Below are 17,953 nucleotides of genomic sequence, written 5' to 3'. Positions count from 1 at the left end.
AAGCCGGCATACGAGATTCATGAGCGTCTCGTGGGCTCGGAGATGGGTATAAGAGAAGGGGGCTGGCGAGTGGCGGCTGTACGTCGTCTCTCGCTGAACGAGGTGACCAGCACCCGGTCGAGGGCACCCGCCGAAAGGATCGCCTCCACCGTGGGGTCGACCGCGTCGTCGGACTTGACGTCGATGTTGAACCGCAGCCACGGAAACACCCCGAGCGCCTCGCTGAGGCTGCAATAGCCCTGCCCGCCTCCGAGGTCGACCTCCCGTAGCTGCGCCATGGTGAGCTCGCTCACCGGCCGCGGATCTCTGGCGACCCTCGCGAGGTCGGCGTCGTGGCTGATCACGGCGATGCCGTCGGCGGTCGCGTGCACGTCGGTCTCGACATTCTGCACCCCGAGGTCGGCGGCGGCGGCGAACGCGGCGAGGGTGTTCTCCGGGGCGTCCAGCGCGAGGCCGCGGTGTGCGAGGATGCGGGGCGACGGTGGCGAGAAGAAAGTGGATGCCGCGGCGACCGTCATGCCGTGGCCACGGGCGGCCGCGGCGGGGCATCCGCGAGGCCCGGGGGAGTGGGCGGCGTGGCGGGCGGCGCACTGCCTGCCGGGGCGGCCGGCGCCGTGGCATCCATCCCCGCTCCTCCGAAACCCCTGCCGACGGTCTTGAGCGCCTCGGTGAGCTCGGAGGGGATGATCCACAGCTTGTTGGACTGCCCCTCGGCGAGCTTCGGCAGGGTCTGCAGGTATTGGTAGGCCAGCAGCGGACCGTCGGGGTCACCGGAGTGGATCGCGCCGAACACGGTCGTGATGGCCTGCGCCTCGCCCTCGGCGCGCAGCACCGCGGCCCGTGCATCACCCTCCGCCGAGAGGATCGCGGCCTGCCGTGCGCCCTCCGCGGTGAGGATCGCGGACTGCTTGGTGCCCTCGGCGGTGAGGATCACCGCGCGGCGGTCGCGCTCGGCGCGCATCTGCTTCTCCATGGAGTCCTTGATCGAGACCGGCGGGTCGATGGCCTTGAGCTCGACGCGCCCGACGCGGATACCCCACTTGCCGGTCGCCTCGTCGAGAACGATCCGCAACTGCCCGTTGATGTTGTCGCGGCTGGTGAGGGCTTCCTCGAGGTTGAGCCCGCCGACCACGTTACGCAGCGTCGTCACCGTCAGTTGCTCCACCGCGCCGAGGTAGTTCGCGATCTCGTAGGTCGCGGCACGCGCATCCGTCACCTGAAAGTAGACGACCGTGTCGATCGACACGACGAGGTTGTCTTCGGTGATCACCGGCTGCGGGGGAAAGGAGACCACCTGCTCGCGCATATCGATGAGCGGCCGCACGCGGTCGACGAACGGCACCAGCAGGTTGAGGCCGGGCATGAGGGTCTTGTGGTACTTGCCGAGGCGTTCGACGACACCGGCGGTCGCCTGCGGGATGATGCGGATCGCCCGGATCAGCACGACCACGACGAACACCACCAGCACGACGACGAGGGCGAGGATGAAGAGCTGTCCGATCAGGTCGCCGGCGGTGTTCATGGCGTGGTCCTTTCACTGGGGATGACGACGGCCGTCGACCCCTCGATGGAGACGACGGTCACGCTCTCGCCGTCGTCGAGCGACTGGGTGGGGGAGCCGCCGTCGATGCGGGCGGTCCAGGTCTCCCCGTTGGCGAGGCGCACCAGCCCGCCATTAGCACCGAGCGGCACGACCGTGCGGCCGCTCAATCCGATGAGGGCGGCCACGTTGCTCGGTGTCGGGTCCCCGCCCGTGCGCATCAACCGCAGCAACAGGGGCCGGATGGTCACGAGCAGGGCGACCGACAGCAGCGCGGCGACCACGATCTGAACCCACCAGTCCGCGCCGAGCAGGTTGGCGGCGAGGCCCCCGAGGCTACCGACCGAGATCATCAGGAACGTGAACTCGAGGGTGAGGAGCTCGATGATCACGGCGACGAGAATGAACACGAGCCAGACGATCCAGAGATAGTCCGCCAGGTCGAATGTCATCGGCAACACCCTCTTCGGTAGTTGAGTTGAAAATACCACCGGACCGCCCGCCGGCAACGGGAGGATTCGATACCGGGAGCGAGTTGCTAGGGTCGGTTGCCGTGAACACGAACCAGAACAACGCCATCGCCCCCGGGTCCCTCGCCGGCAAGCGCGCCCTCGTCACGGGCTCCTCGCGCGGCATCGGAGCCGACACCGCAACACTCCTCGCCGCGGCGGGTGCGAGCGTCGTCATCAACTACCGCAACAAGGCGGCGCGGGCAGACAAGCTCGTCGCGAGCATCGAGGCCGCGGGGGGCACGGCCATCGCGGTCGGCGCCGACCTCACCGACCCCGACTCCGTCGCCCGGCTGTTCTCCACCATCGACGACGCGTGGGGCGGGCTCGACATCCTCGTGATGAACGCCTCGGGCGGCATGGAATCCGGTATGGCCGCCGACTACGCCATGCAGCTCAACCGCGACGCCCAGACGGCACTGCTCACCGCGGCGCTCCCGCTGCTCGCCCCCGGTGCCCGCGTGGTGTTCGTCACCAGCCACCAGGCGCACTTCATCCGTACCACCGAGACCATGCCCGAGTACGTGCCGGTGGCGCTCAGCAAGCGTGCGGGCGAAGACGCCCTGCGCGACCGCGTCCCCGAGCTCGAGGCCGCGGGTGTCAGCTTCGTCGTCGTCTCCGGCGACATGATCGAGGGCACCATCACCGCGACACTGCTCGAACGCGCGAATCCCGGTGCGATCAGTGCGCGGAAGGATGCCGCCGGCCGCCTCTACAACGTGGCGGAATTCGCCGCAGAAGTCGCCGCCGCCGTGGTGGAGCCGGTACCGGAGAACAACACCCGGTATGTCGGCGACGTCTCGGACTTCGCGGGGGAGTGACGGGGCCATGTCGCGGCACCGCCTGACCTCCCGCATCCTGGTGCTCGACGAGTCCGACCGGGTGCTGATGTTCTATACGGTGGGGTTTCCCGAGCAGGGCACCCGGTGGATCACTCCGGGTGGCGGGGTCGACCCTGGCGAGACCCACCACGAGGCCGCCTGCCGCGAGCTGTTCGAAGAAACCGGCATGGTCGTCGACGACCTCGGCGAGCCCGTCTGGTCGTATGACTTCGACGTCGCGTACACCGGGGGCGACCACGACACCGGCCACGCGGAGTACTACCTGGTGCGCACCATGGCGTTCACCCCGTCGTCGCTGAACTGGACGCCGTCGGAACAGGTCGACGTGCTCGAGCACCGGTGGTGGACACTCGACGACCTGCGCGCCGCCACCGACCCCATCGACCCACCCGCGCTCGCCGACGTCGTGGCCCGCGTCATCACCCCCACCGGAGGACCGACCCCATGACAGACAGCGTTCGCGGCACCGACGACGGCAGCACCGACACCGCCGGGCTGGACCGCGCCATCGCGTCGATCGAGGAGCAGGAGGCGCGACTGGTCTTCACCCGGTTCCGCAACGACGACGCGTGGGCCCTCGGCAGTATCCTCGTCGAGCTCGCGATCGACCGCGGCCTGCCGGTCACCATCGACATCACCCGCGGCGAGCAGCAGCTGTTCCATGCCGCGATGCCGGGAACCGCCGCGCACAACGACGTGTGGATCCGGCGCAAGACCAGCACGGTGCGTGAATTCGGCGTCAGCTCCTACCTGGTCGGGCTGCGTGCCGCGCGAGGCGGTCACAGCTTCGAGGAGGCACCGTGGATCGACCCCGCGCGCCTCGCCGGCCACGGGGGAGCGTTCCCGATCACGGTGATCGACGTCGGCGTCGTCGGCACCGTCACGGTGTCCGGCCTGCCGCAGGCCGACGACCACGCCCTCGCGATAGAGGGCGTGGAGGCGTTCCTCGCGCAGTAGTATTCGCGCGTGACCGGTAGAGCGACCCAGGAGGAGCACCTGCGGGAGCTCGTGCTCCTGCGCAGGGTGCGTGACCGCATCGACCGCGACTTCGCGCAGTCGCTCGACGTCGAGGGCCTCGCGCGGGGCGTGCACCTGTCGGCCGGCCACCTCAGCCGGCAGTTCCACGCCGCCTACGGCGAGCCGCCGTACCGGTACCTGATGACCCGACGCATCGAGCGCGCGATGGCGATGCTGCGCCAGGGGGAGCTGAGCGTCACCGACGTCTGCGTGGCGGTCGGGTTCTCGTCGCGGGGCACCTTCAGTTCGCGTTTTCGCGAACTCGTCGGCGAGTCCCCGCGGGAGTTCCGGCGCAGGGTGAGCACCGAGACGGCGGGCCTGCCATCGTGCGTGAGCAAGCGGGTGACCCGACCGGTCAGGAACGGAGAAGCGCGACCCGCGACGCCGCACGTAGCGTGACCGGCATGGACATCACCATTCAGTACAGCTTCCTGCCGCACGACGATGCCGATGCCGCACTGTCGTTCTACCGCGACGTGCTCGGTTTCGAGCTGCGCAACGACGTCGGGTACGGCGGCATGCGGTGGCTCACGGTCGGGCCCCCGGCCCAACCCGGCACTGCGATCGTGCTCGAGCCACCCGCGGCCGACCCCGGCGTCACCGACGACGAGCGCCGCATGATCACCGAGATGATGGCGAAGGGCACCTACGCCGGTGTCGTGCTTGCCACCAGCGACCTCGATGCGACGTTCGAGCAGCTGCAGGCGACCGACGCCGACATCGTGCAGGAACCGACCGACCAGCCCTATGGTGTTCGTGACTGTGCCGTGCGCGATCCCGCGGGCAACCTGGTCCGCATCCAGCAGGCGGGCTGACCCGCCGGGGCGCGCAGCGCGGTCTCGTGCGGCGCAGTATCGTGCAGCACCGCAGAGAGGATGCCCCATGACCAGCACCACGCCCGAGACCGCCGCCGAGGCATCCACACCCCGCCCTGTCCAGCACGTGGCAGACAGCCACGACCTGATCCGCGTTCAGGGGGCGAGGGAGAACAACCTCAAGAACGTCAGCGTCGAGATTCCGAAACGCCGCCTGACGGTGTTCACCGGGGTCTCCGGCTCCGGCAAGAGCTCGCTCGTGTTCGGTACCGTCGCCGCCGAGTCGCAGCGCATGATCAACGAGACCTACAGCGCCTTCCTGCAGGGGTTCATGCCCGGCCAGCAGCGGCCGGACGTCGACGTGCTCGACGGCCTGACCACCGCGATCATCGTCGACCAGGAGCGCATGGGCGCCAACGCCCGCTCGACGGTCGGCACCGCGACCGACGCGAACGCCATGCTGCGCATCCTGTTCAGCAGGCTGGGGGAGCCGCAGATCGGCTCACCGCAGGCGTTCTCGTTCAACGTGGCATCCATCTCCGGCTCGGGCGCCGTCACCATGGAACGCGGCGGCGAGACCGTCAAGGAGCGCCGCAGCTTCAGCGTCACCGGCGGTATGTGCCCGCGCTGCGAGGGCATGGGCAAGGTCAACGACATCGACCTCACCCAGCTCTACGACGACAGCAAGTCGCTCAACGAGGGCGCGATGACCATCCCCGGGTACACCGTCGACGGCTGGGGCGTGCGCATCTTCATCGGGTCCGGGTTCCTCGACGCCGACAAGCCGATCCGCGACTACACCGAGAAAGAGCTGCACGACTTTCTCTACCGCGAGCCGATCAAGGTCAAGGTCGGCGACATGGGCATGACCTACGAGGGCCTGGTGCCCAAGGTGCAGAAGTCGTTCCTGTCGAAGGACCGCGAGGCTATGCAGCCGCACATCCGCGCCTTCGTCGACCGCGCGGTCACCTTCACGACCTGCCCGGAATGCGAGGGCACCCGCCTGAGCGCCGCCGCCCGGTCGTCGCGCATCGCGGGCGTGAGCATCGCCGATGTGTGTGCGATGCAGATCAGCGACCTGGCCGAGTGGATGCGTCGGCTCGACGAACCGTCGGTGGGGCCACTCCTCGAGGCCCTCCAGCACACCCTCGACTCATTCGTGAACATCGGGCTCGGATACCTCTCCCTCGACCGACCGGCGGGAACCCTGTCCGGTGGCGAGGCGCAACGCACCAAGATGATCCGGCACCTCAGTTCGTCGCTCACCGACGTCACCTACGTGTTCGACGAACCGACGATCGGCCTGCACCCACACGACATCCAGCGCATGAACCTGCTGCTGTTGCAGCTGCGCGACAAGGGCAACACCGTTCTCGTCGTCGAGCACAAGCCGGAGACCATCGCGATCGCCGACCACGTGATCGACCTCGGCCCCGGCGCCGGCACCGCGGGCGGCACGATCTGCTTCGCGGGCACCGTCGACGGGCTGCGGGGGAGTGACACCCTCACCGGGCGACACTTCGGCTACCGCGCGCAGCTGAAGCAGACCGTGCGCACCCCCACCGGCGCGTTCGAGATCCGCGGCGCGACAGCGAACAACCTGCAGAACGTCGACGTCGACATCCCGCTCGGCGTGATGGTGGTGCTCACCGGCGTCGCCGGCTCGGGCAAGAGCTCGCTCGTGCACGGCTCCATCCCGGCCGGCGCGGGCGTCATCATGCTCGACCAGGGCGCGATCCGCGGCTCCCGGCGCAGTAACCCGGCGACGTACACCGGCATGCTCGAGCCGATCCGCAAGGCATTCGCCAAGGCCAACGGTGTGAAGCCCGCGCTGTTCAGCGCGAACTCCGAGGGCGCGTGCCCCAATTGCAAGGGCGCCGGCGTCATCGACACCGACCTCGGCGTGATGGCGAGCGTCACCACCACCTGCGAGGTGTGCGAGGGCCGCCGGTTCGACGCGTCGGTGCTGGAGTACCGCCTCGGCGGGCTCGACATCAGCGAGGTGCTCGCCCTGTCGATCACGGCCGCTGCGAAACATTTCGAGTCGGGGGAGGCGCGCACGCCGGCCGTGCACGCCATCCTGGCCAGGCTGGTCGACGTCGGACTCGGCTACCTGACGCTCGGGCAGCCCCTGAACACCCTGTCCGGGGGAGAGCGGCAGCGCCTCAAGCTCGCCATCGCGATGGCCGAGAAGGGCAACATCTACGTTCTCGACGAACCGACGACGGGACTGCATCTCGCAGACGTCGAACAGCTGCTCGGCCTGTTCGACCGGCTCGTGGCATCCGGCACCTCGGTCGTCATCGTGGAACACCACCAGGCGGTCATGGCGCACGCGGACTGGATCATCGACCTCGGCCCCGGGGCCGGTCGTGACGGCGGTTCCGTGGTGTTCGAGGGAACCCCGGCCGACCTGGTGGCGGCGCGGTCGACGCTGACCGGCCAGCACCTCGCCGAGTACGTGGGTGCCTGAACGGGCACCGGGATGAACTACACGGCTGGTGTTCGCGTGGCCCCGCGTCAGCGCGGCGCTCAGCCCGCGGTCACGTAGGCCAGCGAGAGTGGAGCCATGACGCCCGAACCCAAGACCTGCCGTTCGTGCGGCCGCACCATCGAGTGGCGCAAGAAGTGGGAGCGATCCTGGGACGACGTCGTCTATTGCAGCGCTGGATGCCGCTCCCGCAGGGTCTCGTCGGTCGACCGTGACCTCGAGCAGTCGATCATGTCGCTGCTCGCGAGCCGAGCCAGCGGCGCGACCATCTGCCCATCGGAGGCAGCCCGAGCGGTCGGCGACGACGACTGGCGCGACCTGATGGAACCGGCCCGCCGCGCCGCCCGCCGGCTGGTGAACGCGGGCGACGTGGTCATCACGCAGCGCGGCAGCGTGGTCGACCCGTCGACCGCCAAGGGCCCCATCCGCATCCGTCGCGCCTGAGGACGACCACGGAGCATGTAGCTAGAACGGGGGGCAGCCGAGCGCTGACACGAGTGAACTTTTCCTCGGGAAAAGGGGTGCCGGGGGATAGCATCACTGGCATGACAGGTTCGCGATCCAGGGTCGCCGCATTCGGAGTAGGCCTCACGCTGTGCGGAAGCCTGCTGCTGACCGGATGTACGACGAGCGGCACGAAACAACTGACCGCGGCGCCCACTGCCCCCGCGACGGCCGACCCGGAACCGGCCGTCGCGTCCACGCCCGCGCCCACCCCGACGCCTGAACCTACGCCCGTCGCCGAACCCGCCCCGGCACCCACACCGCAATCTGCACCAATCGTCACGATCACGCTCGACGACCTGTCGTATGGCGACCCCGGCGCGATCACCACCGTTCCGTTCACGCAGGGCAATGACCTCGTGGTCGCCATCCAATCGCTGACGGGATCGGCGCCGTCGGTGAGCGACATCGAAGACCCGTGGGGCAACGGCGATATCTGGGGGACCAGATACCAGTGGGACGGCATCAACGTCAACGTCCTCGACGGGAACGCCACCCTGCGCATCAGCACGGCCACCCTGGGCGACTCCGTCATCCTCACAGCGCAGGGTCTCGCCGTCGGATCGACGCGCGCCGACGCGGTAGCCGCGGGAGCATGGGACGACTACGACGAGAACGACGACCAGATCGCCGACTATCTCGGCATCGGCTCTCGCGAGATCGCGGGCACCGAGTCCCTGGGCAACCCCGGCGCAGTCGGAGTCGAGTATCTGATGCTCGAAATGAATGGCGACGTCGTCTCGGCGATCCACGCGCCTGCCAACGACTTCTCCGACATCTGACCCGAAGATCGGGTGCAAGCAGATAGTTCGCCGGACGCGGGTCGGTGCGCCGATAATGCTCATTATGTCAAGTGATAGTGATTCGGACCTCCCCGTCCCGCACACTGGGTCGAAACCCGGGGGTGAGATGCAGACCGAACCTGAACGCACCGGCGCCGCTGATTCGCCAGGCAGCGAGGACGTATCAGGCAGCGTCGACGGGGTGCAGCCAACGAAGCCCGCCCCGTGGCGCGTGATCGTCGCCCGCATCCTTAAGGTCCTCGCGTACTGCTGGGCCGCGTTCACGATCTACAGCGTCATCTTCGAGTCCACGTCGTTCGACCAGTTGGAGTCGACCGCCGCCCTGTACCCCATTGCACTCGGGCTGTCCGTGGTCGCCCTGCTGCTCCACCATGCCCGGTCGCAGTGGATCCACTCCGCGGTCATCGCCCTGCCGATACTCCTCGTGTTCACCCTGACCGCCTTCCTCTGACGCCGTGGTCCCGAGCGCATGACCTCCGCCGTCGACACCGCCAGGCCCGCACCGGTGCTGCGCGACAAGTCGTTCTGGTCGACGTTCCTGATCGGCGTCGCCGTCATCGCGGGAATCGACGAGATCGTGTTCCACCAGCTGCTTGGCTGGCACCACCTCTACGACCTCTCGACCCCGGAGGTCGGGCTGGTATCCGACGGGCTGCTGCATGCCGCGGAACTGATCGCCATCGTCGCGGGCTTCTTTCTCTTCGCCGATGCCCGCCGACGCGGGTCGTTCTCTCCCATCGCGGCGTGGGCCGGGTTCTTCGTCGGCGGCGGGCTGTTTCAGCTGTGGGACGGCACGATCAACCACAAGCTGCTGCGACTGCATCAGGTGCGCTACGACGTCGACCTCCTTCCCTACGACCTCGCCTGGAACGCCGCCGGGTTCACCCTGCTGGCCAGCGGCGCGGTGCTCACCGTGATCGCCGCCCGCCGCAGGCGCGCGTCCCACAGCGGGTGACACCGTGACCGGCCACGACTCCCCCGGGTCAGGGCTCGACCCTGCCGTCGCCTTCGCCATCGCCGTGGGTCTGGCGGCGGTCGTCTACCTCGGCGCAGTGGTGCGAGAACACCGCCGAGGCACCCGCACCTGGCCGTCGCATCGCACGGTTCTCTTCGTGGCCGGCGTCGGTGTCATCATCGGCACACTCGTCGGACCGCTGGCTCGACTGTCGCACACCGATTTCGCCGCGCACATGTGGTCTCACCTCCTGGTCGGCATGCTCGCTCCCCTGCTGCTGGTGCTTTCCGCCCCGGTGACCCTCGCGCTGCGGTCGCTGCACGTCGTACCCGCCCGGCGGCTCTCCCGCCTGCTCGCCAGCCCCGTGCCGCGGTTCCTGTCGCACCCCATTCCGGCGGCCGGGCTCTCGGTCGGCTCCCTGTGGGTGCTCTACGCGACCCCGCTGAGCGCGCTGATGATCGGCAATGAGTATCTGCACTACCTGCTGCTCGCCCATTTCTTCGCCGCGGGGTACCTCTTCACCGCGTCGATGGTCGGCGTCGACCCGGCACCGCACCGTCCGGGCTTTCGGCTTCGGCTCGGTGTGCTGGTCATCGCGGTCGCGGCACATTCCACCCTGGCGAAGCACGTGGCCATGCATCCACCGCAGGGAATCCCCGCGGCCTCGGCCGAAGCCGGTGCGCAGGTCATGTACTACGTCGGCGACCTGCTCGAGTTCGCGCTCATCGTGGTGTTCTTCGCGCAGTGGTACGTCGCGGCACGCCCTCGGCCCGATGCCCGACGGCACCCGGAGTCGCCGGTCAGCGAGGCGGCCGCTCCGCCTGCGCCACGTAATCGAGGATGAGGCTCGCGAGCTCATTCGGACGCGCCATCGCGATGAGGTGACCGGCGTCCACCACGTCGGGCTCGATACCGAGGCGGGTGCGCACCAGGGTGCGCATGAATCTCGGGGGAAAGAGTCGGTCCCCGCTGCCGATCACCGCCCTGGTCGGCACGCTCCGCCACGCGGTCGCGGTGAATGGCGACGAGAACGGGGTCGCCGATTGCGGCGACTCCCCTGCCGCCATCACGTCACCGAGCGCGTCGGGCCCGAGGTCATGAAAGAAAGTCACGACCGGGTCGAAGGGACCGTCGGGGTCGCGACCCTCGTGGAGGTCCAGGTCGCGCTTGGCCCGCACCTGGCCGGTGGCGGTCCACCACTCCCCCGCAGTCTCCCCGGCCAGCGGGATCATCGCCGCCACGAACACGAGCATCTCGACCGCCATGCGGTCGCACAACGCCGCCGCCGTGTATGAGCCCATCGACTGGGCGACCACGACGAGTCGCCGGCGGTCGCCCACCGCCGCGACGACGATGTCGACGTATTCGGGGATGCCCGCGGCGTCATCACCGGCCGGCAGCTCCACCGCGATCGCGGCATACCCCGCATCGGCAAGGTGGGGTACAACACGGTCCCAGTAGCGGGCATCTCCCCCGGCTCCCGGAATGAGCACGATAGTCGGGGTGGGTGCAACGACCAGAGGTTCACCGGTCGGCGTCGGTTCAGCGGTCACGCCCTCACTCTCGCCCTCCGGGTGCGGAGGATCAACCCGCGATTGCCGAAGACCACGCGTGAAGCGCGGTCGGGCGCGGCGCCAGCATCCGTAGCATTACTCTCGTGCCCTCCCTCGTCGCGACGCTGCCCGACCTCGTCGCCCGGGCACGCGCGCTGGCCGTTCCCGGGCGCCGGCACATCCTCGGCATTACGGGCAAGCCCGGTAGCGGAAAGTCGACCCTGGCGCAGCACATCGTCGACGAGCTCGGCCCCGGTGTCGCGGCGATCGTGCCAATGGACGGCTTCCACCTGGCGAACACCGTGCTGCACCGGCTCGGCCGCCGTGACCGCAAGGGCGCCCCGGATACCTTCGACGCGGGCGGCTTCGCCGACCTGCTGCAGCGCATCCGCGACGACCCGGCCAGGCACGACCCCGCGGCGCCCCTCTACGCCCCGGAGTTTCGCCGCGACCTCGACGAGTCCGTCGGGTCGGCGCTCGAGATCGCCCGCTCGACTCCGCTCATCGTCACCGAAGGCAACTACCTGCTGCTCGGCAGCGACCCCGACGACCTGACCCCGGGCACCTCGGAGTGGCGTCGGGCCCGCAGCGCCATCGACAGCGTCTGGTTCGTCGACCTCGACGACGCGGAGCGCACCGAGCGACTGATCCGCCGGCACGAGGGCTTCGGGATGCCACGGGCCGACGCCGAGCGCTGGACCCGCGGTCCCGACGAGCGCAACGCCACCCTCGTCGCCGCGACCGCCGCGGGCGCCGACCTCGTCGTCACCATCGCCTGAACAGGGGGGCCGGGCGACGCCGGCCGGGCGGGGCGTCACGGTTTTCTCGCTACTCGCCGAACCCCGACTCGATCAGCCCGGCCAGCGAGTCCACCGCGTCGCCGGCCTCCGCCCCGGTCGCCGCGATCGTGACCTCGCTGCCCGCGACCAGCGCAAGGGACATGATGTTGAGCAGGCTCGTCGCGTCGATCCCGTTGACCGTCACCTCTGCGTCGAAGCGGGCCGCGAGCGTCACGAACTCGGCCGCCGGCCTCGCGTGCAGCCCGTCGCGGTTCACCAGGGTGACCGTGCGCGAGACCCCCGGGGCGACTTCCGGGGTGGATGCCGCCTCCGCCCCGTCCGCGCCGGGTGCGGGCGACGACGGCCCCCGGTCCCCCGGCCGCCCCCGGTTCGCAGACTCGGCCGCATCGAGCACGCCCGCGAGATCCGCCCCGGACGCCGCCGCCACTGCCGCCGCCACCGTGCCCTCCACGATCGGAGAATCCGCGATCCGCACACGCGCCCGCACCTCGTCGTCGAGAAACTCCAGCGCGGTCTCCGCCGTGAGCACCGCGGAACCGAGGTCGCACAGCACCACCACGCCATCGCCGCCTGCGGCCTCCCCGTCACCGGAAGCCCCCCTGCCACCCCCGCCGCCGTCACTGCGGGCCGCGTCACCGTTCGCCCCGTCGGCCTCCCCGATCGCGGCGAGCACCCGGTCGAAGCTCGTGCCGACGCCACCGTCGTCGGTGCCGCCCGCAGCGACGATGCGCACCGATGCGGCCATCTGCGCGGCCAGTTCGACGATGCCGTCGGCGATCCTCCCGACGTGGGAGACCACGACGATGCCGACGCTCATCCTCCCGCCGCGACTGCCGCGGCCCGCAGGATGAGCGACGACGACTCCGCACCGGGATCCCGGTGCCCGATGGCCCGCTCCCCGAGGTAGCTGGCCCGGCCCTTGCGGGCGACGAGCGGTTCTGTCGCCACCGCTCCGACGGCGGCGGCGTCTGCCGCAGCGACCAGGATCGCGGTCTCTCCCGCCCCGTCCGCGAGGGCCTGCGCCGCGGCATCCACCGCGGGGGTCCAGGCGTCGATCATGGTCTTGTCCCCCGGCTCTGCCTTGCCGCGGTGCACGATGCCGTCGCGCGCCGCCGTCAGCATGGCGACGATCGCCGCGCCGTCGAGGGTCCCCTGCCCGGCCACGGCCCCGCCCGCCCGCAAGTACGCGGTGCCAAGCAACGGGCCGGACGCCCCACCCACCGTCGAGATGAGGGTCGTCGCGGCCAGCTTCAGTACGTCCGCGGGCGTGGCGGTATCGGCCAGCCCGTCGAGCTTCGCGACGACGGCCGAGAAGCCCCGGTCGAGGTTCTCGCCGTGGTCGCCGTCACCGATGTCCCGGTCGAGGGAGCTCAGCCTCGCCCGGTTCTCGGCGACGACCGCGGCGCTTGCCGTCACCCAGGACGTCGCCCAGGCGGTGTCCAGCGCCATCAGCGCCCCCAGCGCAGCGCTGCGGTCTGCACCGGCGCGTCCCACAGCTCGGTCAGCTGGTCGTCGAGGTGAAGCACCGTGACCGACGCGCCCTGCATCTCGAGCGACGTCACGAAGTTGCCGACCAGCGACCTGGTGACCTCGACTCCCCGTTCGGCGAGGATCTCCGCGGCGCGACGGTAGACGATGTACAACTCGACCTGGGGCGTGCCGCCCATGCCGTTCACCATCAGCAGCGTGCGATCCCCCGCGGCCAGTGGCATGTCGTCGAGGATGGCGCCGAGCAGCCGGTCGACGATCGCGTCGGCGGGCTCCAGCGGAATGCGCTCGCGGCCCGGCTCGCCGTGGATGCCGATGCCGATCTCGATCTCGTTGTCCCTCAGGGTGAAGCTCGGTTCGCCGGAGTGCGGCACCGTGCACGGGGTCAGCGCGACGCCCATGGTGCGCACCCGCTCGACGACCTTGGTAGCGATGGATGCCACGGCCTCGAGGTCATCGCCCCGCTCCGCAGCGGCGCCCGCGATCTTCTCCACGAGCACCGTGCCTGCGACGCCGCGCCGCCCCGCCGTGTACAGCGAATCCTTGACCGCCACGTCGTCGTTCACGACCACCGACCGCACCTCGATGCCCTCGGCGTCGGCGAGCTCGGCGGCCGTCTCGAAGTTGAGCACGTCGCCCGTGTAGTTCTTGACGATGTGCAGCACGCCCGCACCGCCGTCGACGGCCTTGGTGGCGGCGAGTACAGGGTCGGGGGTCGGTGAGGTGAACACCGGGCCCGGCACCGCGGCGTCGAGCATGCCGTACCCCACGAAGCCCCCGTGCAGCGGCTCGTGGCCGCTCCCGCCGCCGCTGACCAGGCCGACCTTGCCCTGCCGCGGTGCGTCGACTCGCACGATGAACGTCGGGTCGTGAGACACCGTCACCAGGCCGGGGTGGGCGGCGGCAAACCCGGCCACCGCCTCGTCAACCACAGACGTTGGTGCGTTGATCAGCTTTTTCATTCTGAGTCCTCTCGGGTCGAGACCCCGGTCATGCGGCATGGACGTCGTCGTCCACGGCACCGGTGAGGCCCAACCTACCGCCCGCCCCGGGGTGGGGAAACCGCCAAAATTCCCGACGGGATGATTGCTGACTTTGGCGCACGTACGGGGCTAGGGTAGGACCGATCAGAGCGGGCGCAACCGATTCGGTGGTCCGCATGGCACCTCAAAGGAGAGGTCGGTATGGACAATCTCGGTTTAGTGATTCTCGCGGAGATCGTGGGAACAGCGATGCTCATCACCCTCGGGTGTGGTGTCGTCGCCAACGTCGCCCTGGCGAAGACCAAGGGCGCAGGGGGCGGATTCCTCCTCGTCAACTTCGGATGGGGGCTGGGTGTCTTCTCGGGCGTCACCGTGTCGTACGCCTCGGGGGCGCACCTCAACCCCGCAGTCACCCTCGGACTCCTCGCGAGCGGCGCAGAGGAGTTCGGATCCGGCGTCCCGGTGAACATCACGAGCGTTCTCGCCTACATCGGCGCCCAGCTACTCGGCGCGTTCATCGGTGCCGTCGTCGCGTGGCTCGCCTACAAGCAGCACTTCGACGATGAACCAGAAGCCGCCAACAAGCTCGGCGTGTTCTCCACCGGCCCCGCGATCCGCAGCTACGGCTGGAACGTCGTGACCGAGGTCATCGGCACCTTCGTGCTCGTCTTCGTGGTCATCGGCTTCGGACGGGCAGATGCGGGTGGCGGACTCGCTGCCCTCGGAGCGCTTCCCGTCGCCCTCCTCGTCGTCGCCATCGGCGCGTCACTCGGTGGGCCGACGGGCTATGCCATCAACCCCGCCCGTGACCTCGGTCCTCGCATCGCCCACGCCCTGCTGCCCATCAAGGGCAAGGGATCGAGCGACTGGGCCTACTCCTGGGTTCCCATCGTCGGGCCGATCATCGGCGGCGTTCTCGCCGGCCTGGCATCGGGACCGCTGCTTCCCCTCCTGACCTGAGTCCCAACTCACGTCTGCCCGGCACCGAGCCGGCTTCCCGCTAGTCCCCGCGGCCCCTCGGCCGCCACCCCATCGCCACGAGCGCAGGCGGCAACCGCCGCCACAGAGAGGTAAACCATGACCGACTACATACTCTCCATCGACCAGGGCACCACCAGCACCCGGTCCATCATCTTCGACAGCTCCGGTTCGATCGTCGCCACCGGGCAACTCGAACACGAGCAGATCTTCCCCAGGGCCGGGTGGGTCGAGCACGACGCGACCGAGATCTGGAACAACACCCGCGAAGTGATCGGCCAGGCGTTGTCCAAGGCCAACATCACCCGGCACAACATCAAGGCGGTGGGCATCACCAACCAGCGCGAGACTGCCGTCGTCTGGGACAAGACCACCGGAAAGCCCGTCTACAACGCCATCGTCTGGCAGGACACCCGAACGCAGGGCATCGTCGACCGCCTCGCCGATGGCGACCCGGAGCGCTACAAGGAGAAGGTCGGTCTGCCGCTGGCCACCTACTTCTCAGGTACGAAGATCGTCTGGATTCTCGAGAACGTCGACGGCGCTCGCGAGAAGGCCGAGGCGGGCGACCTGCTCTTCGGCACGACGGACTCCTGGTTGGTCTGGAACCTCACCGGTGGCGTCGACGGCGGCGTGCACATCACCGACGTCACGAACGCGTCGCGCACCCTCTTCATGGACCTGGAGACCCTGCAGTGGGATGACGCGATCCTCGCCGACTTCGGCGTGCCGCGGTCGATGCTCCCCGAGATCAAGAGCTCATCCGAGGTCTACGGACACGTCTCCAGTTCCAGCCTCCTCAGGGAGGTGCCGATCGCCGGCATCCTCGGCGACCAGCAGGCGGCCACGTTCGGGCAGGCAGCATTCGACACCGGCGAGTCAAAGAACACCTACGGCACGGGTAACTTCCTCATCTTCAACACCGGCGAGGAGATCGTACGGTCGAAGAACGGCCTGCTCACCACCCTCGGCTACAAGCTCGGGGATGCCAAGCCGCACTATGCCCTCGAGGGATCGATCGCCGTCACCGGCTCGCTGGTGCAGTGGCTGCGCGACAACCTCGGGCTCATCTCGACCGCAGCCGAGATCGAGACCCTCGCCAAGACCGTCGATGACAACGGCGGGGTCTACATCGTGCCCGCCTTCAGCGGCCTGTTCGCCCCCTATTGGCGACCGGATGCGCGTGGCGCGATCGTCGGCCTCACCCGGTACGTCAACAAGGGACACATCGCGAGGGCGGCCCTCGAGGCGACGGCATTCCAGACCCGCGAGGTGCTCGACGCCGTCAACGCAGACTCCGGCGTCGACCTCTCCGAACTCAAGGTCGACGGTGGGATGATCGCGAATGAGCTGCTCATGCAGTTCCAGGCCGACATCATCGGAGTACCGGTCATCCGTCCGGTGGTCGCCGAGACCACGGCGCTGGGGGCCGCGTACGCCGCGGGACTCGCCGTCGGCTTCTGGAAGGACCTCGACGACCTGCGCAAGAACTGGCAGGAAGACAGCCGCTGGACACCCGACCTCGACGACGAGGAGCGCCAGCGCCTCATGCGCAACTGGAAGAAGGCCGTCACCAAGACCCTGGACTGGGTCGACGACGACGTGTCGTAACTACCTGTTGGTCGCCGCGACCCACTCGTCGAGCTTGGCAATCGCCGCTCCCGAGTCCACGGTCGCGGCGGCCACCGCCATGGAGGCCGCAAACCGATCGAGGATCGGGGTGCGGCCTTCTTCGGGGTTCCGGGCCAGGTTCCAGGCCACCAGCCCCGCGGCCGCATTGAGCAGCACGATGTCGCGAACCGGGCCGGACTCCCCCGCGAGAGTGGCCCTGGCGATTGCCGCGTTGTGCTCGGGGTCACCGCCAACCAAATCCTCGATCCGCGCCCGGGCGATGCCCAGGTCGCGCGGGTCGAGGTCGTGCTCGGTCACGGCGCCGCGCGAGATCTCCCAGATGTGGCTGTGACCGGTGGTCGTGAGCTCGTCGAGGCCGTCGTCACCCCTGAACACCAGTGCCGTCGCTCCCCTGGTGCGGAACACCCCGACGATCAGCGGCACCTTGTCGAGGTGCGCAACGCCGACTGCCGACGCCTCGGGACGGGCCGGGTTGCACAGCGGTCCGAGGAAGTTGAACACCGTGGGGATGCCGAGCTCGCGGCGCACCGCGCCCGCGTGGCCGAATCCCGGGTGGAACATGGTCGCGAAGGCGAACGTGATGCCGGTCTCCTCGAAGACCTCCGCCACCCTGGCAGCGCTGAGGTCGAGGTCGATGCCGAGCGCCGCGAGCACGTCGGACGACCCCGACTGCGAGCTGGCAGCCCTGTTCCCGTGCTTGGCGACGGGGGCTCCGGATGCCGCGGCGACCACCGATGCCATGGTCGACACGTTGACGGTTCCGAACCGATCGCCCCCCGTGCCCACGATATCCAGCGCCATGGGGCTGATTCCCAGCGGAACGGCGTTGTCGAGGATGGCATCGCGAAACCCGACGATCTCGTCGACGGTCTCGCCCTTCGCGCGCAAACTGACGAGAAAAGCGGCCAATTGGGCAGGTGTGGCGGCCCCGGACATCACTTCCTGCATGGCCCATGATGCTTCACTGATAGCCAGGTCCTCGCCATCGAGCAAAGCGCTGAGAATCGAGGGCCACGAGAGCGGGGAAGGCATGCCTGCGATCC

At 69.2% G+C, this 17,953-nt stretch carries 22 protein-coding genes; 14 read left to right on the top strand and 8 right to left on the bottom strand.

Annotated features, from left to right (window positions below; genetic code table 11):
* Nucleotides 1-17: 17 nt before the first annotated feature.
* The 3 genes from G5S38_RS04970 to G5S38_RS04960 are packed head-to-tail and all read right to left on the bottom strand — an operon-like array spanning nt 18 to nt 1,992.
* On the bottom strand, nt 18-518 hold the full coding sequence (locus G5S38_RS04970) for a glycerophosphodiester phosphodiesterase family protein (RefSeq protein ID WP_165065208.1): 501 nt from the start codon (nt 516-518) through the stop codon (nt 18-20).
* Complete coding sequence (locus G5S38_RS04965) at nt 515-1,522, bottom strand: SPFH domain-containing protein (protein ID WP_165065205.1); 1,008 nt, start codon at nt 1,520-1,522, stop codon at nt 515-517. The genes G5S38_RS04970 and G5S38_RS04965 overlap by 4 nt, the downstream gene beginning before the upstream one ends.
* A complete protein-coding gene (locus G5S38_RS04960) occupies nt 1,519-1,992 on the bottom strand; it encodes an NfeD family protein (RefSeq protein ID WP_165065202.1) in 474 nt (157 codons plus the stop codon). Before G5S38_RS04960 ends, G5S38_RS04965 begins: the two co-directional genes overlap by 4 nt.
* Before the next feature lie 101 nt (nt 1,993-2,093).
* Between G5S38_RS04960 and G5S38_RS04955 the strand changes: the two genes are divergently transcribed.
* From G5S38_RS04955 to G5S38_RS04905, 11 genes are all read left to right on the top strand, one after another.
* Nucleotides 2,094-2,870 (top strand): SDR family oxidoreductase, encoded by a 777-nt coding sequence (locus G5S38_RS04955; protein WP_235928901.1) that lies wholly within the window; start codon nt 2,094-2,096, stop codon nt 2,868-2,870.
* Between the two features lie 7 nt (nt 2,871-2,877).
* Nucleotides 2,878-3,339, top strand: a complete 462-nt coding sequence (locus G5S38_RS04950; RefSeq protein WP_165065196.1) for an NUDIX hydrolase — start codon at nt 2,878-2,880, stop codon at nt 3,337-3,339.
* On the top strand, nt 3,336-3,848 hold the full coding sequence (locus tag G5S38_RS04945) for a heme-degrading domain-containing protein (protein ID WP_165065192.1): 513 nt from the start codon (nt 3,336-3,338) through the stop codon (nt 3,846-3,848). Before G5S38_RS04950 ends, G5S38_RS04945 begins: the two co-directional genes overlap by 4 nt.
* A gap of 9 nt (nt 3,849-3,857) precedes the next feature.
* Nucleotides 3,858-4,307, top strand: coding sequence for a helix-turn-helix transcriptional regulator (locus tag G5S38_RS04940; protein ID WP_165065189.1), 450 nt, complete (start codon nt 3,858-3,860; stop codon nt 4,305-4,307).
* A 5-nt stretch (nt 4,308-4,312) separates the two neighbouring features.
* Entirely contained in the window at nt 4,313-4,723 is a 411-nt protein-coding gene (locus G5S38_RS04935) for a VOC family protein (protein ID WP_165065186.1), read from the top strand.
* A 67-nt stretch (nt 4,724-4,790) separates the two neighbouring features.
* Complete coding sequence (locus G5S38_RS04930) at nt 4,791-7,196, top strand: ATP-binding cassette domain-containing protein (RefSeq protein WP_165065183.1); 2,406 nt, start codon at nt 4,791-4,793, stop codon at nt 7,194-7,196.
* A 96-nt stretch (nt 7,197-7,292) separates the two neighbouring features.
* Nucleotides 7,293-7,658, top strand: a complete 366-nt coding sequence (locus G5S38_RS04925) for a DUF3253 domain-containing protein (RefSeq protein WP_165065180.1) — start codon at nt 7,293-7,295, stop codon at nt 7,656-7,658.
* 101 nt (nt 7,659-7,759) lie between these two features.
* Nucleotides 7,760-8,500, top strand: a complete 741-nt coding sequence (locus G5S38_RS15495; RefSeq protein WP_201276579.1) for a hypothetical protein — start codon at nt 7,760-7,762, stop codon at nt 8,498-8,500.
* Between the two features lie 127 nt (nt 8,501-8,627).
* On the top strand, nt 8,628-8,972 hold the full coding sequence (locus G5S38_RS04915; protein WP_165065176.1) for a hypothetical protein: 345 nt from the start codon (nt 8,628-8,630) through the stop codon (nt 8,970-8,972).
* Between the two features lie 18 nt (nt 8,973-8,990).
* Complete coding sequence (locus G5S38_RS04910) at nt 8,991-9,476, top strand: DUF2243 domain-containing protein (protein ID WP_165065172.1); 486 nt, start codon at nt 8,991-8,993, stop codon at nt 9,474-9,476.
* A 4-nt stretch (nt 9,477-9,480) separates the two neighbouring features.
* Nucleotides 9,481-10,320, top strand: a complete 840-nt coding sequence (locus G5S38_RS04905) for a cytochrome c oxidase assembly protein (RefSeq protein ID WP_165065169.1) — start codon at nt 9,481-9,483, stop codon at nt 10,318-10,320.
* Here the strand turns inward: G5S38_RS04905 and G5S38_RS04900 are convergent.
* Complete coding sequence (locus G5S38_RS04900) at nt 10,277-11,029, bottom strand: alpha/beta fold hydrolase (protein WP_201276578.1); 753 nt, start codon at nt 11,027-11,029, stop codon at nt 10,277-10,279. The two genes, G5S38_RS04905 and G5S38_RS04900, sit on opposite strands and share 44 nt — an antisense overlap.
* A gap of 104 nt (nt 11,030-11,133) precedes the next feature.
* On the opposite strand from G5S38_RS04900, the gene G5S38_RS04895 reads away from it, so the two are divergent.
* Nucleotides 11,134-11,808 (top strand): nucleoside/nucleotide kinase family protein, encoded by a 675-nt coding sequence (locus G5S38_RS04895; protein WP_165065166.1) that lies wholly within the window; start codon nt 11,134-11,136, stop codon nt 11,806-11,808.
* Nucleotides 11,809-11,857: 49 nt separating this feature from the next.
* Here the strand turns inward: G5S38_RS04895 and G5S38_RS04890 are convergent, their stop codons facing one another.
* The 3 genes from G5S38_RS04890 to dhaK are packed head-to-tail and all read right to left on the bottom strand — an operon-like array spanning nt 11,858 to nt 14,279.
* A complete protein-coding gene (locus tag G5S38_RS04890) occupies nt 11,858-12,646 on the bottom strand; it encodes an HPr family phosphocarrier protein (RefSeq protein WP_165065163.1) in 789 nt (262 codons plus the stop codon).
* Complete coding sequence (gene dhaL / locus G5S38_RS04885; protein ID WP_165065160.1) at nt 12,643-13,278, bottom strand: dihydroxyacetone kinase subunit DhaL; 636 nt, start codon at nt 13,276-13,278, stop codon at nt 12,643-12,645. The genes G5S38_RS04890 and dhaL overlap by 4 nt, the downstream gene beginning before the upstream one ends.
* Complete coding sequence (dhaK, locus tag G5S38_RS04880) at nt 13,278-14,279, bottom strand: dihydroxyacetone kinase subunit DhaK (protein ID WP_165065157.1); 1,002 nt, start codon at nt 14,277-14,279, stop codon at nt 13,278-13,280. The genes dhaL and dhaK overlap by 1 nt, the downstream gene beginning before the upstream one ends.
* A 222-nt stretch (nt 14,280-14,501) precedes the next feature.
* Between dhaK and G5S38_RS04875 the strand changes: the two genes are divergently transcribed.
* Together G5S38_RS04875 and glpK are read left to right on the top strand one after the other, a co-directional pair.
* The gene (locus G5S38_RS04875) at nt 14,502-15,260 is read left to right on the top strand and encodes an MIP/aquaporin family protein (protein ID WP_165065154.1); all 759 of its coding nucleotides are present in this window, start codon (nt 14,502-14,504) and stop codon (nt 15,258-15,260) included.
* A 117-nt stretch (nt 15,261-15,377) separates the two neighbouring features.
* Entirely contained in the window at nt 15,378-16,889 is a 1,512-nt protein-coding gene (glpK, locus tag G5S38_RS04870; RefSeq protein WP_165065151.1) for a glycerol kinase GlpK, read from the top strand.
* On the opposite strand, the gene trpD is transcribed toward glpK, so the two are convergent.
* Nucleotides 16,890-17,942: an anthranilate phosphoribosyltransferase gene (trpD, locus tag G5S38_RS04865; protein WP_165065148.1), complete on the bottom strand. Its 1,053-nt coding sequence runs from the start codon at nt 17,940-17,942 to the stop codon at nt 16,890-16,892.
* Nucleotides 17,943-17,953: the final 11 nt, after the last annotated feature.

The organism is Marisediminicola senii (assembly GCF_011057645.1).
Classification (GTDB): Bacteria; Actinomycetota; Actinomycetes; order Actinomycetales; family Microbacteriaceae; genus Marisediminicola; species Marisediminicola senii.
The sequence above is the reverse complement of the archived record's forward strand: the minus strand, read 5'-3'. Positions and strand labels throughout refer to the sequence as shown.

What these genes read in the sequence shown, in the direction of transcription:
- G5S38_RS04970 (WP_165065208.1), bottom strand. Translation starts at nt 518, where the DNA reads ATGACGGTCGCCGCGGCATCCACTTTCTTCTCGCCACCGTCGCCCCGC.
- G5S38_RS04965 (WP_165065205.1), bottom strand. Translation starts at nt 1,522, where the DNA reads ATGAACACCGCCGGCGACCTGATCGGACAGCTCTTCATCCTCGCCCTC.
- G5S38_RS04960 (WP_165065202.1), bottom strand. Translation starts at nt 1,992, where the DNA reads ATGACATTCGACCTGGCGGACTATCTCTGGATCGTCTGGCTCGTGTTC.
- G5S38_RS04950 (WP_165065196.1), top strand. Translation starts at nt 2,878, where the DNA reads ATGTCGCGGCACCGCCTGACCTCCCGCATCCTGGTGCTCGACGAGTCC.
- G5S38_RS04945 (WP_165065192.1), top strand. Translation starts at nt 3,336, where the DNA reads ATGACAGACAGCGTTCGCGGCACCGACGACGGCAGCACCGACACCGCC.
- G5S38_RS04935 (WP_165065186.1), top strand. Translation starts at nt 4,313, where the DNA reads ATGGACATCACCATTCAGTACAGCTTCCTGCCGCACGACGATGCCGAT.
- G5S38_RS04930 (WP_165065183.1), top strand. Translation starts at nt 4,791, where the DNA reads ATGACCAGCACCACGCCCGAGACCGCCGCCGAGGCATCCACACCCCGC.
- G5S38_RS04925 (WP_165065180.1), top strand. Translation starts at nt 7,293, where the DNA reads ATGACGCCCGAACCCAAGACCTGCCGTTCGTGCGGCCGCACCATCGAG.
- G5S38_RS15495 (WP_201276579.1), top strand. Translation starts at nt 7,760, where the DNA reads ATGACAGGTTCGCGATCCAGGGTCGCCGCATTCGGAGTAGGCCTCACG.
- G5S38_RS04915 (WP_165065176.1), top strand. Translation starts at nt 8,628, where the DNA reads ATGCAGACCGAACCTGAACGCACCGGCGCCGCTGATTCGCCAGGCAGC.
- G5S38_RS04910 (WP_165065172.1), top strand. Translation starts at nt 8,991, where the DNA reads ATGACCTCCGCCGTCGACACCGCCAGGCCCGCACCGGTGCTGCGCGAC.
- G5S38_RS04890 (WP_165065163.1), bottom strand. Translation starts at nt 12,646, where the DNA reads ATGAGCGTCGGCATCGTCGTGGTCTCCCACGTCGGGAGGATCGCCGAC.
- dhaL (WP_165065160.1), bottom strand. Translation starts at nt 13,278, where the DNA reads ATGGCGCTGGACACCGCCTGGGCGACGTCCTGGGTGACGGCAAGCGCC.
- dhaK (WP_165065157.1), bottom strand. Translation starts at nt 14,279, where the DNA reads ATGAAAAAGCTGATCAACGCACCAACGTCTGTGGTTGACGAGGCGGTG.
- G5S38_RS04875 (WP_165065154.1), top strand. Translation starts at nt 14,502, where the DNA reads ATGGACAATCTCGGTTTAGTGATTCTCGCGGAGATCGTGGGAACAGCG.
- glpK (WP_165065151.1), top strand. Translation starts at nt 15,378, where the DNA reads ATGACCGACTACATACTCTCCATCGACCAGGGCACCACCAGCACCCGG.
- trpD (WP_165065148.1), bottom strand. Translation starts at nt 17,942, where the DNA reads ATGCCTTCCCCGCTCTCGTGGCCCTCGATTCTCAGCGCTTTGCTCGAT.